At 70.2% G+C, this 14235-nt stretch carries 15 protein-coding genes; 11 read left to right on the plus strand and 4 right to left on the minus strand.

Annotated elements, in window-relative coordinates; genetic code table 11:
* Nucleotides 1-20 precede the first annotated feature (20 nt).
* Nucleotides 21-857 carry a proteasome assembly chaperone family protein gene (locus JFC09_RS07265; protein WP_198393309.1) on the minus strand — a complete coding sequence of 279 codons (837 nt, stop codon included), beginning with the start codon at nucleotides 855-857 and terminating at the stop codon, nucleotides 21-23.
* A gap of 44 nt (nucleotides 858-901) precedes the next feature.
* Between JFC09_RS07265 and JFC09_RS07270 the strand changes: the two genes are divergently transcribed.
* Nucleotides 902-1588: an HAD family hydrolase gene (locus tag JFC09_RS07270; protein WP_198393310.1), complete on the plus strand. Its 687-nt coding sequence runs from the start codon at nucleotides 902-904 to the stop codon at nucleotides 1586-1588.
* Here the strand turns inward: JFC09_RS07270 and JFC09_RS07275 are convergent.
* Complete coding sequence (locus tag JFC09_RS07275) at nucleotides 1566-2378, minus strand: RecB family exonuclease (RefSeq protein WP_198393311.1); 813 nt, start codon at nucleotides 2376-2378, stop codon at nucleotides 1566-1568. The genes JFC09_RS07270 and JFC09_RS07275 overlap by 23 nt on opposite strands.
* 28 nt (nucleotides 2379-2406) lie before the next feature.
* Between JFC09_RS07275 and JFC09_RS07280 the strand changes: the two genes are divergently transcribed.
* The 3 genes from JFC09_RS07280 to arc all read left to right on the plus strand — a co-directional run bounded on the left by JFC09_RS07280 (nucleotide 2407) and on the right by arc (nucleotide 6374).
* A complete protein-coding gene (locus JFC09_RS07280) occupies nucleotides 2407-3564 on the plus strand; it encodes a site-2 protease family protein (protein ID WP_198393312.1) in 1158 nt (385 codons plus the stop codon).
* Nucleotides 3565-3661: 97 nt separating this feature from the next.
* On the plus strand, nucleotides 3662-4756 hold the full coding sequence (locus tag JFC09_RS07285) for a tRNA (adenine-N1)-methyltransferase (RefSeq protein WP_198393313.1): 1095 nt from the start codon (nucleotides 3662-3664) through the stop codon (nucleotides 4754-4756).
* On the plus strand, nucleotides 4746-6374 hold the full coding sequence (arc, locus tag JFC09_RS07290; RefSeq protein WP_408610946.1) for a proteasome ATPase: 1629 nt from the start codon (nucleotides 4746-4748) through the stop codon (nucleotides 6372-6374). The genes JFC09_RS07285 and arc overlap by 11 nt, the downstream gene beginning before the upstream one ends.
* Nucleotides 6375-6414: 40 nt before the next feature.
* Here arc and JFC09_RS16675 read toward each other — a convergent pair whose 3' ends face one another.
* On the minus strand, nucleotides 6415-6792 hold the full coding sequence (locus JFC09_RS16675) for a DUF3054 domain-containing protein (RefSeq protein WP_198393314.1): 378 nt from the start codon (nucleotides 6790-6792) through the stop codon (nucleotides 6415-6417).
* Nucleotides 6793-6843: 51 nt separating this feature from the next.
* On the opposite strand from JFC09_RS16675, the gene dop reads away from it, so the two are divergent.
* From dop to JFC09_RS07330, 7 genes are all read left to right on the plus strand, one after another.
* On the plus strand, nucleotides 6844-8400 hold the full coding sequence (gene dop / locus JFC09_RS07300) for a depupylase/deamidase Dop (RefSeq protein ID WP_198393315.1): 1557 nt from the start codon (nucleotides 6844-6846) through the stop codon (nucleotides 8398-8400).
* Between the two features lie 44 nt (nucleotides 8401-8444).
* Nucleotides 8445-8645, plus strand: coding sequence for a ubiquitin-like protein Pup (locus tag JFC09_RS07305; protein WP_198393316.1), 201 nt, complete (start codon nucleotides 8445-8447; stop codon nucleotides 8643-8645).
* Nucleotides 8642-9466: a proteasome subunit beta gene (gene prcB, locus JFC09_RS07310; RefSeq protein ID WP_332839689.1), complete on the plus strand. Its 825-nt coding sequence runs from the start codon at nucleotides 8642-8644 to the stop codon at nucleotides 9464-9466. The genes JFC09_RS07305 and prcB overlap by 4 nt, the downstream gene beginning before the upstream one ends.
* Nucleotides 9463-10119 carry a proteasome subunit alpha gene (gene prcA / locus JFC09_RS07315; protein WP_198393317.1) on the plus strand — a complete coding sequence of 219 codons (657 nt, stop codon included), beginning with the start codon at nucleotides 9463-9465 and terminating at the stop codon, nucleotides 10117-10119. The genes prcB and prcA overlap by 4 nt, the downstream gene beginning before the upstream one ends.
* Nucleotides 10116-11591, plus strand: coding sequence for a Pup--protein ligase (gene pafA, locus JFC09_RS07320; protein WP_198393318.1), 1476 nt, complete (start codon nucleotides 10116-10118; stop codon nucleotides 11589-11591). Before prcA ends, pafA begins: the two co-directional genes overlap by 4 nt.
* A gap of 32 nt (nucleotides 11592-11623) precedes the next feature.
* Complete coding sequence (locus JFC09_RS07325; RefSeq protein WP_198393319.1) at nucleotides 11624-12577, plus strand: FKBP-type peptidyl-prolyl cis-trans isomerase; 954 nt, start codon at nucleotides 11624-11626, stop codon at nucleotides 12575-12577.
* Nucleotides 12578-12654: 77 nt separating this feature from the next.
* Nucleotides 12655-13035 (plus strand): FKBP-type peptidyl-prolyl cis-trans isomerase, encoded by a 381-nt coding sequence (locus tag JFC09_RS07330; protein WP_198393320.1) that lies wholly within the window; start codon nucleotides 12655-12657, stop codon nucleotides 13033-13035.
* Nucleotides 13036-13046: 11 nt separating this feature from the next.
* Here JFC09_RS07330 and JFC09_RS07335 read toward each other — a convergent pair whose 3' ends face one another.
* Nucleotides 13047-14216: a DUF3866 family protein gene (locus tag JFC09_RS07335; RefSeq protein ID WP_198393321.1), complete on the minus strand. Its 1170-nt coding sequence runs from the start codon at nucleotides 14214-14216 to the stop codon at nucleotides 13047-13049.
* Nucleotides 14217-14235: the final 19 nt, after the last annotated feature.

Raw genomic sequence — 14235 nt, forward strand, 5'->3', positions numbered from 1 at the left:
CGGTCGGTCTGAGAGCCGTCCTACCTGCCGCCCTCCTCGCGACGGTGGAGGTAGCGCTCGAACTCGCGGGCGATCGCGTCCCCGCTGGCCTCCGGAAGATCCGCCGCGTCCGTCATGCTCTCCAGCCTCCGGATGTATGCGGCGAGGTCGTCATCCGCGGCGACGGCAGCCTCGGCTTCGGCCTCCCACTCCCGGGTCGCGTCGACGAGGTCGCCCTGGTCGAGGACGAGCCCCGTCAGCTCCTCGAACGCGCCGTGCAGGGCGAGCTGCGCCTTGGGCGACGGGCTGCCCGCGAGGTAGCCGGGCACCGCGGCCCACAGTGACACCGGTGGGCAGCCGGCAGCGGTGAGCTCGTGGGCGAGGACCCCGATGATGCCGGTGGGCCCCTCATATTCGGACCGCGTCGCGTTCGCCGCCGGCACCGCTTCAGGCCGCTCGCTCGTCACCGTCACGGGGATCGGTCGCGAGTGGACCGTGTCGGCCAGCAGTGCGCCCACGAGCACGACCGCATCGCCGTCCTGCACGCGGTCCACGAGGAGTGACGCGAACCGCTGCCACAGGAACGCGGGTTCGTCCCCCACGATCACCTCGAGGGGAATCTCCGTCCCCGCGACGGTGCCGGCATGGATCCGGGTGCCGGGCCATTCGATGCGCGCCCGGTCGCCGCCGTCCCGCAGCACTTGGGGGCGCATGGTCTGGAAGTCGTAGAACTCCTCGCCGCCGATCATCCCGGTACGGCTGAGCTCCATCTGATCGATGAGGTCCTTGACGAACGACGACGCGGCGTCCGCGGCGTCGTTCCACCCCTCGAACGCGATGACGATGAGGCGGGACCCCGGTTCTGGCAGGTAATCCATGCACCCACACTACGCGTTCAGGTCCGGCTGGATAGGCTGGGCTCATGACCTCCCCCGCACGCGGCTTCTCCGCAGTCCTCTGGGACATGGACGGCACCCTCGTCGACACCGAACCGTATTGGATGACGGCGGAGATCGAGCTCATGGGCCGCTACGGCCTCCACTGGGACGAGACGCTGGGCGAGCTCATGGTCGGCAACACCCTGCTGCGCAGCGCGGAGATCCTCCGGGAGCACGGTCTGCCCCTGCCCGCGGAGCAGATCGTCGAGATCCTGCTCGACGGAGTCGTGGCCCAGGTGCGGGAGCATGTGCCGTTCCGTCCCGGCGCACTGGAGCTGCTGGCCGACCTCCGTGCCGCCCAGATCCCGTGTGCACTCGTGACGATGTCGTACCGCAGGCTCGCCGAGGCCGTCGTCGCCGCGTGCGCACCCGGCACGTTCACCGCCCTCATCACCGGCGACGAGGTCACGCACGGCAAGCCACATCCGGAGCCGTACCTCGTGGGCGCCGATGCGGTCGGCTTCGCCCCGCAGGAGTGCGTCGCCCTGGAGGACTCCCTGCCCGGCCTGCAGTCGGCGGTCGCCGCAGGCACACTCACCGTCGGGATCCCGCACATCGTGCCGCTGCCCGACACCGACGGCGCCGTGCTCGTCGAGTCCCTGGCGGGCATGACCGCGGAGGCGCTCGGACACCTCGTGTCCGGCAGCCTCAGCGCCCCGCGACCGCGGTGATCTCCGGCGTCGGCGGGGGAGTGCCGCCCCAGGCGGGGCAGATCGGTTTGAAGCTGCACCAGTTGCACAGCGGGCTCTTCCGCGGACGCCACTCATCGGTCTCCGCGGCGCGGACGATCTGATCCCACAGGCCGAGGATCTCCGTCTCCGTCCGTTCGATGTCCGCCGCGGTGGGACGCTTCGTCACCGTCGACCGGCTGCCCAGGTAGAACAGCTGGAGGGTGTGCACGAGCTCCCTCTGGCTGAGCCAGTGGACGAGCGCGTAGAACCGCATCTGGAAGTCGGCTTCCCGCCCGTACTGGGGTTTGGGCTGCTTCCCGGTCTTGTAGTCGACGAGCCGCACCTGTCCTCCCGGGGCGATGTCGGTCCTGTCGACGAAGCCGCGCAGCAGCAATCCGTTGCTGAGCGGCGCGGACACGAACTCCTCCCGCGCCGCGGGCTCGAGCCGGTCCGGCAGCTCGAGGGCGAAGTACGCCTCCAGCAGCGTCCGTGCCTGCTCCTGGAGCAGCACCACCTGGTCCGGACGCGGGAACAGCTCCGCCACCGTGTCCGGGTCCTTCTCCCGCAGCGCGTCGAGTGCGGGCCCGATCCCCGCCACAGCTGTGTCGATCGTCCGTTCGGGCGCGTCCGCATCGAAGAGCCGCTCGAGCACGGCGTGGACGAGGGTGCCGCGGAACGCGGCCTCGGAAGGGGGCTCCGGGAGTCTGTCGAGTGTCCTCAGGCGGAACTTCAGCGGACACTGCACGAAGTCGTTGGCGCGGGAGGGGGACAGCGCGAGCAGTTCGGCCATGGGCCAACCGTACCCGTACGATGGTGCGGTGCCCCAACAGACCACTTCCGCGAACACCCGTGCGCCCGGAGCCCCCGGCGGCCTCCACCTGGGCCGTGTGCTGGGCGCCCCCGTGCTGCTCGCGTGGTCCTGGTTCATCGCCGCCGGGGCGATCACCCTGCTCTTCTCCCCGTGGATCGCACGCGTGCGCCCCGACCTGGGCCCCGCCTCCTATGTCATCGGGTTCGTCTTCGCCGTGGTCCTCTTCGGATCCGTGTTCCTCCACGAGCTCGCGCATGCGGTCGCCGGTCGCATCGCGGGATACCGCGTCGCCGTGGTCGAACTCAACGTGTGGGGCGGTTTCACCCGCTTCGAACCGCGGGAGCAGTCGGATTCCCCGCGCGCCGCGTGGACCAGCTTCTCCATCTCCGTCGTGGGACCCGTGGTCAACCTCGCGCTGGGCGGAGTCGGCTGGCTGCTGCTCGACGTCGCGTCGCGCGGAAGCGTCGTCTGGCTCCTGCTGTTCGGGTTCGTCTTCGCGAACCTCGCACTGGGGGCGATCAATCTGCTGCCCGGGATCCCCCTGGACGGCGGGTGGGCGCTGCAGGCCGTGTTCTGGCGCATCACCGGCAGCCCCTTCATGGGGACGCTCCTCGCGGCGTGGGCCGGTCGCATCATCGCACTGGGCTTCGTCGCGTGGGCAGTGTTCCAGCCGGTGCTCGTCGGGCAGCGTCCGGATCTCGTGACGGTCATGTGGACGACCGCGATCGCGGTGATGATCTGGGTCTCCGCCGCGGACGCCGCGAAGAGCGCGACGCGCGCCCGCCGTGTCGAGACCTATGACATGCGCAAGGTGATCCAGCCCGCGGTCGCCGCGTCCTGGACGGCTCCTCTCAGCGAGGCGCTCGGGTACGTCGACGAGGCCACGGGCCGTTCGCCGCTCGTCGTCGTGCTGGACGAGTCCGGCATCCCCTACGGGCTCGTGGACCGTCGCTCCGCGCAGCAGGCCGGCCCGTCCGCGCAGGTGCACGAGCACGTCCGACCGCTGGGACCGTGGATCGGTGCACCCGCGGACATCACCGCACCCCACCTGCTCGAGTCACTCACCCACAGGCCGAAGACGACGCACTGCCTGGTCCTCGCCGGAGAGTCGCTCGTGGGTTTCGTCGACCTGCAGGAGTTCTTCGACGAGCTGCTGGACCACTGACCGGGCCGTCGGCCTTCGACCTGCCGGCCAGCGCGCCGGGGCCGTCCGGCCCACACCCTGCAGTCGCCCCGCGAGAGCGGCGACTAGAGTGGAGCCGATGAAGAACACGACCTCCAGCGCCTCCAGGCCCACGGGCACCCGCGTCCAGCGCGGTCCGCTCCGACCAGGCGACAAAGTGCAGCTCACGGACCCCCGCGGCAGGCTCCACACGATCGTCCTCGTCCCGGGGGAGCGGTTCCACACCCACAAGGGGTGGATCGAGCACGACGACCTGCTGGGCGGACCCGAAGGCGTCACGGTGCACAGCAGCGCCGGTGTCGAACACCAGGCGATCCGTCCCGGCTACGAGGACTTCGTCCTGTCGATGCCCCGCGGTGCCGCGGTCATCTACCCGAAGGACGCCGCACTCATCACCACGATGGGCGACGTGTTCCCCGGCGCGGTCGTCGTCGAGGCGGGTGTCGGCTCCGGCGCCCTCACGCTGGCGCTCCTGCGGGCGGTCGGCGACGAGGGGCGCGTCCTCTCGTTCGAGCGCCGCGAGGAGTTCGCGACGATCGCCGCGGGGAACGTCGCCGACTTCTTCGGCGGTGAGCACCCCGCGTGGAGCTGCACGGTGGGGGACCTGATCGATGAGCTGCCCGCCGCCGTCGCACCGGGCGACGTCGACCGTGTCGTCCTCGACATGCTCGCGCCGTGGGAGTGCGTGGACGCGTCTGCAGACGCACTGGTGAGCGGAGGCATGCTCGTCGTCTACGTGGCGACGGCCTCGCAGCTGTCCCGCACCGCCGAGGCAGTGCGGGCCACGGGGCGGTTCGCGGAACCGAGGGCACTCGAGTCGATGGTGCGCGACTGGCACCTCGAGGGACTCGCGGTCCGCCCCTCCCACCGGATGATCGGACACACCGGCTTCCTCCTCTTCGCACGCCGCCTCCACGACGGTCAGACCCCGCTCGAGCGGAGCCGCAGACCGCAGGGCAGCACTCCCAGCGACGTCGACCTCGAAGCCTGGTTCGCGCCGGACATCACGGAGAAGGCCATCGGGCAGCGGACGGCACCGGCGAAGAAGCTGCGCAAGCTGGGACGATCGGCCGGGTCGCGGGCACGCGTGGAGGCCGCGACAGACCCCGCAGCAGATTCCCCCGGCACGCACGATGCCGAAGTGACGGACGAGGAGACACCGGATGACGAATGAGCCGACGAACGACACGACCGGCGCGACCGCGCCCGGCACCGACGACACGGTGAAGATGCGGCGCGAGAACGCGATGATGCGTCAGCAGCTGTTCGCCGCGGGGAAGCGCAACGAGACGCTCACGTCGACGCTGCGCAGCGCCCGGGAGGAGCTCACCCGGATCAAGTCGGAGATCGCGTCGCTGTCGGAACCGCCCAACACCTACGGGACCGTCGTGTCGGAGCCGCAGGGCACAGGCGACGGGCGGACCGTCGACGTGTTCGCCTCCGGCCGTCGCATGCGCCTGGCCGTTGCACCGGACGTGAGCGACGACGTGCTCGTCCCCGGCGCGGACGTGCGACTGTCCGAGGGCCTCGTCGTCATCGACCGGGCTGACAGCCGCGGTGTGGGCGACGTCGCCCCGGTCCGCGAGCTCATGCCCGACGGTGAGCGCATCATCATCGGTGGGATGAACGACGACGAGCTCGTCTGCCGACTCACACGGGAGCTCGTCGACCGGGGTGTGCGGGTGGGGGACCACGTGCTGGTCGACCGGCGGACGCAGTTCGCGATCGAGGTCGTCGAGAAGCCGGAGGTCCAGACGCTCCTGCTCGAAGAGGTCCCCGACATCTCGTACGAGGACATCGGCGGGCTCGCGGCGCAGATCGATCAGATCCAGGACGCCGTCGAAATGCCCTTCGAGCACCCGGAGCTGTTCACGGAGCACGAGCTCAAGCCGCCCAAGGGCATCCTGCTCTACGGCCCTCCCGGCTGCGGCAAGACCCTCATCGCGAAGGCGGTCGCCAACTCCCTGTCCGCCCGCAGGGCCGACCTCGCCGCGAAGAGCTACTTCATCAACGTGAAAGGGCCGGAGCTCCTCGACAAGTACGTGGGGGAGACGGAGCGTCAGCTCCGCATCATCTTCGCGCGCGCCCGTGAGAAGGCTACGGCCGGATCGCCCGTCGTCGTGTTCTTCGACGAGATGGAATCGCTCTTCCGCACGCGCGGCACCGGCAAGTCCTCGGATGTCGAGACGACGATCGTGCCGCAGCTGCTGGCAGAGATCGACGGTGTCGAGTCCCTCGAGAACGTCATCGTCATCGGGGCGTCGAACCGCGAGGACCTCATCGATCCCGCGATCCTCAGGCCGGGCCGCCTGGACGTGAAGATCCGGATCGAGAGGCCCGACGACGACGCCGCCCGCGACATCTTCTCCAAGTACGTGACCGACCGCCTGCCGCTCCACGCCTCCCTCGCCGAACAGGGTGTCACGGCCCTCATCGACCGGTGCGTCGAGCGGATGTTCGCACGGTCGCGCGCGAACGAATTCGTGGAGGTCACCTACGCCGACGGACGGCGAGAGATCCTCTTCTTCGCCGACTTCGCCTCGGGGGCGATGATCCACAACGTCGTCGACCGCGCCAAGAAGCATGCGATCAAGTCCGTTCTCTCCGGTGAGGGGCGCGGCATGCGCTGGGATCACTTCGAGACTGCCATCGCGGAGGAGTTCGAGGAGCACGAGGACCTGCCGAACACGACGAACCCGGACGAGTGGGCGCGCATCAGCGGCCGGAAGGGTGAGAGGATCACCCACCTGCGGATGCTCCACACGGGTCAGCAGACACCGACGGCGGTATGAGCCGCGGCCCGCTGCGGTGTTCCGCACCGGGCCGCGGACCTCAGCGAGCGCTGCGGCCGACCGCCGCGGACGCGATGAGACGCCAGCCCACCAGGGTGACGAAGTTGAGCCCCGCAGCGACGATGAGGAACGCCTCGGCGACGGACACGCCGCCGATCGCGCGCAGCACCAGTCCGACGAGGACCGTGACGGCCCACACGCCCGTCCCGGTCGCCAGCGGTGACAGCGGTCGATCCCAGACGCGGACGAGGAGCCACGCGGCGACGAGTGAGACGAGGAACGGCCAGGCCGTCTGCGTGAGCGCCGTCGGGTCGAAATCCCGGTAGTGCTGATAGTGCCCGACTGCGACGAACGCGAGCACCAGCACGAGGTCGACGGCGAGGGCAAGGACGAGATGAGATGATTTCTTCGAGGCCACGCCTCGATTGTAGGGGTGACGGCTGAGGAGCCGGCCCCTGGGAGGAGGAGCATGAGCCACGATGCCACTGCCGTGAGCGCGCTGCGCGTCATGGGCGCGGAGACGGAGTTCGGGATCAGTCAGCCGGGACGCCCCGGTGCGAATCCCATGAGGGATTCCGCGCGTGTCGTCGACGCCTACGCGGCACCACGCGGACTCCGCTCGGCCCAGAGCTTCTGGGACTTCAGCGCGGAGACCCCGTTGGCGGACGCCCGCGGGTTCCTCATGCACGAGGACGACGCCCACATCAGCCAGCTCACCCACCTGCCCGATTCCATGCCGGACGCCCAGTACCTCGCGAACGTCGTGCTCACGAACGGTGCGCGGCTCTACGTCGACCATGCGCACCCCGAGTACTCGTCACCGGAGGTTCTCTCCCCCCGCGACGCAGTGCTGTGGGATCGGGCCGGCGACCGGGTCGCGGAGGAGTGCGTCCGCACGCTCGCGACCGGACCGGAGCCGGTCAACCTGTACAAGAACAACACGGATTCGAAGGGGTCCTCCTACGGGACGCACGAGAACTACCTCGTGCGGCGCGACGTCGACTTCGAGGAGCTCGCGGAGCGTCTCATCCCGTTCTTCACGACCCGCCAGATCCTCTGCGGGGCCGGCCGCGTGGGCATCGGGCGCAGCGGGGAGGAGCCCGGCTACCAGATCTCGTCCCGCGCTGACTTCTTCGAGGAGCAGATCGGGCTCGAGACCACTCTGCGCCGCCCCATCGTCAACACCCGCGACGAGCCGCACGCGGACGGTGCCCTGTGGCGCAGGCTCCACGTCATCATCGGCGATGCGACCCTGGCGGAACCTGCGACCCTCGTGCGCTTCGGTGCGACCGCTCTCGTGCTCGGCCTCATCGAAGAGGGCGTCTGCCCGGACATCCGGTTCGCCGACCCCGTCTCCGCACTGCAGACGGTGAGCCACGACCTCACACTCACGGCGCAGCTGCCGCTCGAGGACGGCACGACGACCACCGCGATCGACGTGCAGCGGGTGTACCTGGACGCGGCACGCACCGCGGCCGGTCCCTCGCCCGACGCAGCCACGGCAGAGGTCCTGAGCGAGTGGGAGCGCTTCCTCGATTCCCTCTCCCGTGACCCGATGGAACTGGTCGCGGACGTCGACTGGGTCGCGAAGCTCGCGCTCCTCGAGGGGTACCGGACCCGTGAGGGCCTCGCGTGGGACAGCCCGAAGCTCGCACTCATCGATGTGCAGTACTCCGACGTGCGGCCGGAGAAGGGGCTCTTCTACCGGTTGGAGGCGGCCGGAAGGATCCGCCGCCTCACCACCGACGAGCAGGTGGCGGATGCGGTGGCGAACGCACCGACCGACACCCGCGCTTTCCTGCGCGGCGGCGCCATCGAGCGGTTCACCGCTTCCGTCGCCGCAGCCAGCTGGGACTCCCTCGTCCTCGAGCGTGCGGACGGCTCGCTCGTCCGAATCGCCCTGCGCGACCCGCTGTCCTTCACCCGCGAGCACGTGGGCGGGGCCCTGACGGACGCAGACAGCGCGGACGATCTTGTCGCCCGCCTGTCAGCCCTGCGACCGGCCGACACGGCACCCGGTCAATAGACTGTGCCTCACGTGAGACGACCCGACCTTCGAAAGGTGTCACCATGACGAGCAGCAGTGAACAGGCCCACCGGGACCGCAGCGAGCGGCCGGACCTGCCGGAGGACGACGGGCCGGTCGCACCGCAGGCGCAGACCCAGGTCGATGCGACGGCCGTCGACTCGATCCTCGACGACATCGACAGCGTACTGGAGTCGAACGCGGAGGAGTTCGTGCGGAACTTCGTGCAGAAGGGTGGGCAGTGAGCGGTTTCGGTCCGCCGTTCCTCACCTCGACGTCCACGTCGTTCTTCGACCTGGTGAGCACTGTGCGACCCGATTCGCTTCCCGTGGTGCACGGCATGCCGCCCTCGCTCACCCCCGAGGGCACGACGGTGCTCGCGTTCCGCACGGGCAGCGGCGTGCTCATGGCCGGTGACCGTCGGGCGACGGCGGGCCACCACATCGCGAGCCGTCGGATCGAGAAGGTCCACCGGTCGGACGGGACGTCCGTCATCGGCATAGCCGGAACCGCGGGGCTCGCACTCGAGCTCATCCGACTCTTCCAGGTTGAGCTCGAGCACTACGAGAAGATCGAGGGCACTCCGCTTTCGCTCGAGGGCAAGGCGAACAGGCTCGCGGCGATGCTGCGATCGAACCTGGGGCTGGCGATGCAGGGCCTCGCCGTCGTCCCGCTCTTCGCCGGGATCGGTGAGGGCCCACGGGCAGCGGCGGGGGAGCGGTCGGGACGGATCTTCAGCTTCGACGTGACCGGTGGCAAGTACGAAGAGGTCGACCACCACGCGATCGGTTCAGGTGCCGGCCCGGCACGCTCCACACTCAAACGACTGTGGCGACCGGGGCTCACGACCGAGGACGGGGTGCGCATCGCACTCGAGTGCCTCACCGACGCGGCGGACGACGACGCCGCGACCGGAGGACCGGACATCGTCCGCGGCATCGCGCCCCTCATCCGTGTCGTCGACACCGAAGGCGAGCGGCAGGTGCCGGAGTCCACGGTGCTCGCCGCGGCCTCGGCGCTGGTCGAGGCCCGCATGCGCGGTGAACGCGGAGAGGAGACTCCGTGACCGTTCCCTTCTACGTCCCACCCGAGCAGCTCATGAAGGACCGGGCGGAGTTCGCCCGCAAGGGGATCGCACGAGGACGCCCCGTGCTGGTGCTGAGCTGCGTGGACGGCATCCTCCTGCTGGCGGAGAACCCGTCCTCCTCGCTGCACAAGATCGCGGAGATCTACGACCGGATCGGCTTCGCCGCAGTCGGGAAGTTCAACGAGTTCGAGGGCCTGCGGCAGGCCGGTGTGCGGTACGCGGACCTGCGCGGCTACTCGTACGACCGCGGTGACGTGAGCGCCCGGGGACTCGCGAACGCCTACGCGCAGACCCTCGCCGGAGTGTTCACGACGGAGCAGAAGCCGTTCGAGGTGGAGCTCGTCGTCGCGGAGCTCGGCGTCTCACCGGACGACGACCGTCTCTTCCGCCTGTCCTTCGACGGCTCCGTCTCCCACGAGCGCGGGCACATCGCGCTCGGGGCGGGAGCGGAGACGATCAGCAGGAAGCTCGTCGAGGTCGACGTCCTCTCACTGGGACTCGACGACGCGATGCGGGTCGGTCTCGATGCCATGGAGCTGACCGATGCACCCGGTGCACAGGTGGAGGCCGCGATCCTCGACCGCACCGTCGACACCCACCGCACGTTCCGCCGACTAGAGGGAGACTCATGACCCGCATCTACGGCCTGGAGACCGAATACGGGATCGCGTACACGGCGGGGGAGTCGCGCCGGCTGGGCCCCGAGGAGGTCGCCCGCTACCTGTTCCGCCCGGTCGTCGAATGGGGCCGGTCCTCCAACGTCTTCCTGCCGAACGGCTCCCGCCTCTACCTCGACGTCGGTTCGCACCCCGAGTACGCGACGGCCGAATGCGACCGGCTCACCGATCTTGTGGCGCAGGACGCCGCCGGGGATGCGATCCTCACGGATCTGCTCGGCCGCGCACAGACCGCACTCGAGGCCGACGGCCACGACGGACGCGCACACCTCGTGAAGAACAACACGGACGCCCAGGGCAACTCGTACGGCAGCCACGAGAACCTGCTCGTGCGCCGGTCGATGGACTTCTCCCACCTCACCTCCGTGCTGCTGCCGTTCCTCGTGACCCGTCAGCTCATGGTGGGCGCGGGCGCGCTCATCCCGTCCCGCCCCAGCTTCCAGGCGCCTGTCGCGGAGACGAATCGCGCCGCGCCCCAGTCCGAAGCAGCAGCGGGACCGCCGGCCGGCTCGGGCTCCCGGGTCTTCGGCCTCTCCGCACGGTCGGACGTCATGTGGGAGGGGCTGTCGTCGGCGACGACGCGGTCGCGCCCCATCATCAACGCGCGTGACGAACCGCACGCGGATGCAGAGAAGTACCGGCGCCTGCACGTGATCGTCGGCGACTCGTCGATGCTCCAGGCGACGACAGAGCTGAAGGTGGGCACCGCGATCCTCGTGCTCGACCTCATCGAGGCGGGCGTGCCGATGGGGGACCGCTCGCTGAGGCACCCCATCCGTGACATCCGTGTCGTGGCGCGCGACCTCACGGGGCGCACCGCTCTGGAACCCGCGGCGGGCGGCACCACGAGCGCGCTCGCGCTGCAGAAGGTGTACCTCGAGCACGCGGCGGCACTCGTGGACCGCGGCGACCACTCGCTGGGCGACGACGCGACGGCCCACCGGGTGGTCGACCGGTGGCGCCGCATGCTCGAAGCGCTCGAGGCCGGCGACGTGTCGCCGATGGCCGGCGAGATCGACTGGGTGCTGAAGAAGACGCTCATGGACCGCTACCTCGCGCGCAGCGGGGCCGACTGGGACGACCCCCGCCTCACGCGGCTCGACGTCGCCTACCACGACATCACTCCGGGCGTGGGCCTGCTGGGGCCGCTCGCGGCGTCGGGGCGCACGACGAGCATCGTCACCCCGGAGCAGGTCGCCCAGGCGCGGGACCATCCGCCCGCCACCACGCGTGCCGCCCTGCGGGGACGCTTCGTCGAGGCCGCGCACGCGGCACGCCGCGACTTCACGGTCGACTGGGTGCACCTGCGCCTCAACGACCAGTCGCACCGCGCCGTCGTGCTCAAGGACCCCTTCGATCCGGTCAACGACCGTGCGGAAGCGCTCATCGACGCCCTCCTCGAGGAAGCACCCAGTCGGAGCGTCTAGGATCGCCCCGATACCCATCGGAAGGAACACCTGTGAAGAAGACCGTGCTCTCCGCAGCGACGGCAGCCGTGCTCATGCTGTCGGCGTGCAGCGCTGACGAGGCGGATCAGACCGCTCCCTCGCCCACGGCGGACGTCACGCCCGCTGCGACCTCGCTCGACGAGGTGACGGTCGAGGGTGAGCCGGGCGAGGAGCCCGCCATCACCTTCGACGCACCGCTCGTCATCGACGACACGGCGACCTCCGTGGTGTCGGAGGGTGACGGCGACACCGTCGAGGAGGGCCAGCAGGTCTCGGCGAACATGACGCTCGTGTCCGGCACCACGGGCGACGTCGTCGAATCGTCGTACGAGAGCGGCTCGCCGTCCGGGTTCCCGACGGACACGGAGCAGATCAACGAGGGCCTCTTCGAGGCGGTCGTCGGCCAGACGGTGGGCTCCCGTGTGCTCCTGGCGCTCAACGGCGCGGCCTCCGCCGGTCAGCAGGCGGAGACACTCGTCTACGTCATCGACATCGAGGGCGTCGAGGACATCCCGGAACCGCTCGAGCGGGCCGACGGCGAGGAGAAGTCCCTCCCGGACCACTTCCCGGAGGTCACGATCGACGACGCGGGTGCGCCGTCGATCGCGCAGCCGGAGGGCGACGCCCCTGCGGAACTCGAGGTCGCCACCGCGATCGAGGGCGACGGGCCGGAGGTCGAAGAGGGACAGAACGTGTCCGTCCACTACACGGGCTGGCTGTGGGACGACGCGTCCGAACCGTTCGACAGCTCCTGGGAGCGCGGGGACGAGTTCGTCGTCCAGGGCGTCGGCGCCGCACCCGTCATCGACGGCTGGAACGAAGCGCTCGTCGGCCAGAAGGTCGGTTCGCAGATCGTCGTCGTCATCCCGCCCGACAAGGGCTACGGGGAAGCCGGCTCCCCGCCGAACATCCCCGGCGGTGCGACGCTCGTCTTCGTCATCGACATCCTGTCGGCTGTCGGCTGACCCCTGCCCGGCCGGCACAGCCCGGCTGACCACCACCCACCATCAGTGCGACACCCCCACTCGAAGGAGAACCCCTCATGACGAAGCAGAAGCCCGAGATCGACTTCCCCGGCGACACCGCCCCCACCGACCTGGAGATCACCGACGACGTCGTGGGCACCGGTCCCGAGGCGAAGGCCGGCGACACGGTGGCCGTCCACTACGTGGGCGTCGCCCATTCGACGGGGGAGGAGTTCGACGCCTCCTACAACCGGGGCACTCCGCTCCAGTTCAAGCTGGGCGTCGGCATGGTCATCCCCGGCTGGGACCAGGGCGTGCAGGGCATGAAGGTGGGCGGCCGCCGCACCCTGCGCATCCCGTCGCACCTGGCCTACGGCCCGAACGGCGTGCCCGGCACCATCGCCCCGAACGAGAGCCTCGTCTTCGTGTGCGACCTCGAAGGCGTCGCCGGCGCCTGACCGTCCCGCGGTCAGCCGCGGACGATCCTGGAGGCAGCACAGCGTCCCGCCGCCGCAGCGGCGAGGAACGCGATCGGGTCCTGAGCCAGCCCGCGGCCCATCGTCGACAGGCGGACAGGTGAGGCCTCCAAGGCCTCCAGGAGACCTTCGAGTCGCACATCGACGAGCGTGTGCCCGGCCTCGACGAGGCCCGGCAGCTGGGCTGCCGTCTCTGCGGTGACCGCAGCTGGACCGGACTCCCAGCCCTGGGCGACGGCCGCCTCGGCGTCGGTGAGCGTGTCCGGCAGCGGGACCGGCACGACGCAGCCCACTCGCGCGACCTTCTCCAGCGCGGTGAGCGTGTGGTGGGAGATCCCGCGGTGGCGGCTGCGGGCGTCCGCCTGCGACATGCGCAGCGCGGCGATCGGAGTGCCCCCCAGCAGCTCAGCGGCGGCCAGATGGTCTCCGACGACCAGCCCGGAGAAGCCGTAGGGGGTGCCGGTGCCGAGGTTGCCAGGCCCCTGGGACACGACGACGACATCGGCTCGGGCGACGTGCACCGCGGCGAGCAGCCCGGTATGCACCGTGACCGCCTCGTAGTCGCCTCCGTGCGCCTGGCCCACCGTCACCGTCGTGTGCAGCCGGTCGGCACGCACGAGCCCGTCGACGGCCTGGGAGAACGCCAGCGGCAGCGCCGCCCCGTCCGTCATGACGTAGGCGATGCGCGCGTCCGGACGGTCGGCACGCACACCTGCGATGACCGCGGGCAGGGCGGAATGGAGGTCCGCGACGACGACCGGGGTGCCCTCGATCCCCGACGCGGTCGCCAGCGTGTCGTGATGGGGCGATTCCTGGTCGTCGACTCCCAGCACCATCGTCTGCGACGGCGAGTACCGGTCCTTCACGAGATGACCGGGGCCCGGGGGAGGGTCGGCCGGCAGACGTTCGGGTATCGCCGTCACGAGTGCGAAGCCACCCGTGCCCAGCCGCCTGGCCAGTGCGGACACGTTGAGCAGCACGTCATCGCCGGGCTCCGGGGTGCCCACGAGCTCTGTGTAGGCGAGCGCCCGGACGGAGGGCGAACCCTGCGGGTCACCCTCGGCGCGACCGGGCAGCGGGGTGTGTAGGTCGACGGTCACCTCCCGTGCACCCGGTCGATCGGAGAGGACTGTGCGGACTGTCGCGCGACGCCAGTGGATCATGGTGAGTACTGTAGGGGAC

It is taken from the genome of Brevibacterium yomogidense (assembly GCF_016107685.1).
Taxonomy (GTDB): Bacteria; Actinomycetota; Actinomycetes; order Actinomycetales; family Brevibacteriaceae; genus Brevibacterium; species Brevibacterium yomogidense.

Bases quoted from the DNA above. Each gene is read 5' to 3' on its own strand.
- JFC09_RS07265 (WP_198393309.1), bottom strand. From the start codon at position 857: ATGGATTACCTGCCAGAACCGGGGTCCCGCCTCATCGTCATCGCGTTC.
- JFC09_RS07270 (WP_198393310.1), top strand. From the start codon at position 902: ATGACCTCCCCCGCACGCGGCTTCTCCGCAGTCCTCTGGGACATGGAC.
- JFC09_RS07275 (WP_198393311.1), bottom strand. From the start codon at position 2,378: ATGGCCGAACTGCTCGCGCTGTCCCCCTCCCGCGCCAACGACTTCGTG.
- JFC09_RS07285 (WP_198393313.1), top strand. From the start codon at position 3,662: ATGAAGAACACGACCTCCAGCGCCTCCAGGCCCACGGGCACCCGCGTC.
- arc (WP_408610946.1), top strand. From the start codon at position 4,746: ATGACGAATGAGCCGACGAACGACACGACCGGCGCGACCGCGCCCGGC.
- dop (WP_198393315.1), top strand. From the start codon at position 6,844: ATGAGCCACGATGCCACTGCCGTGAGCGCGCTGCGCGTCATGGGCGCG.
- JFC09_RS07305 (WP_198393316.1), top strand. From the start codon at position 8,445: ATGACGAGCAGCAGTGAACAGGCCCACCGGGACCGCAGCGAGCGGCCG.
- pafA (WP_198393318.1), top strand. From the start codon at position 10,116: ATGACCCGCATCTACGGCCTGGAGACCGAATACGGGATCGCGTACACG.
- JFC09_RS07330 (WP_198393320.1), top strand. From the start codon at position 12,655: ATGACGAAGCAGAAGCCCGAGATCGACTTCCCCGGCGACACCGCCCCC.
- JFC09_RS07335 (WP_198393321.1), bottom strand. From the start codon at position 14,216: ATGATCCACTGGCGTCGCGCGACAGTCCGCACAGTCCTCTCCGATCGA.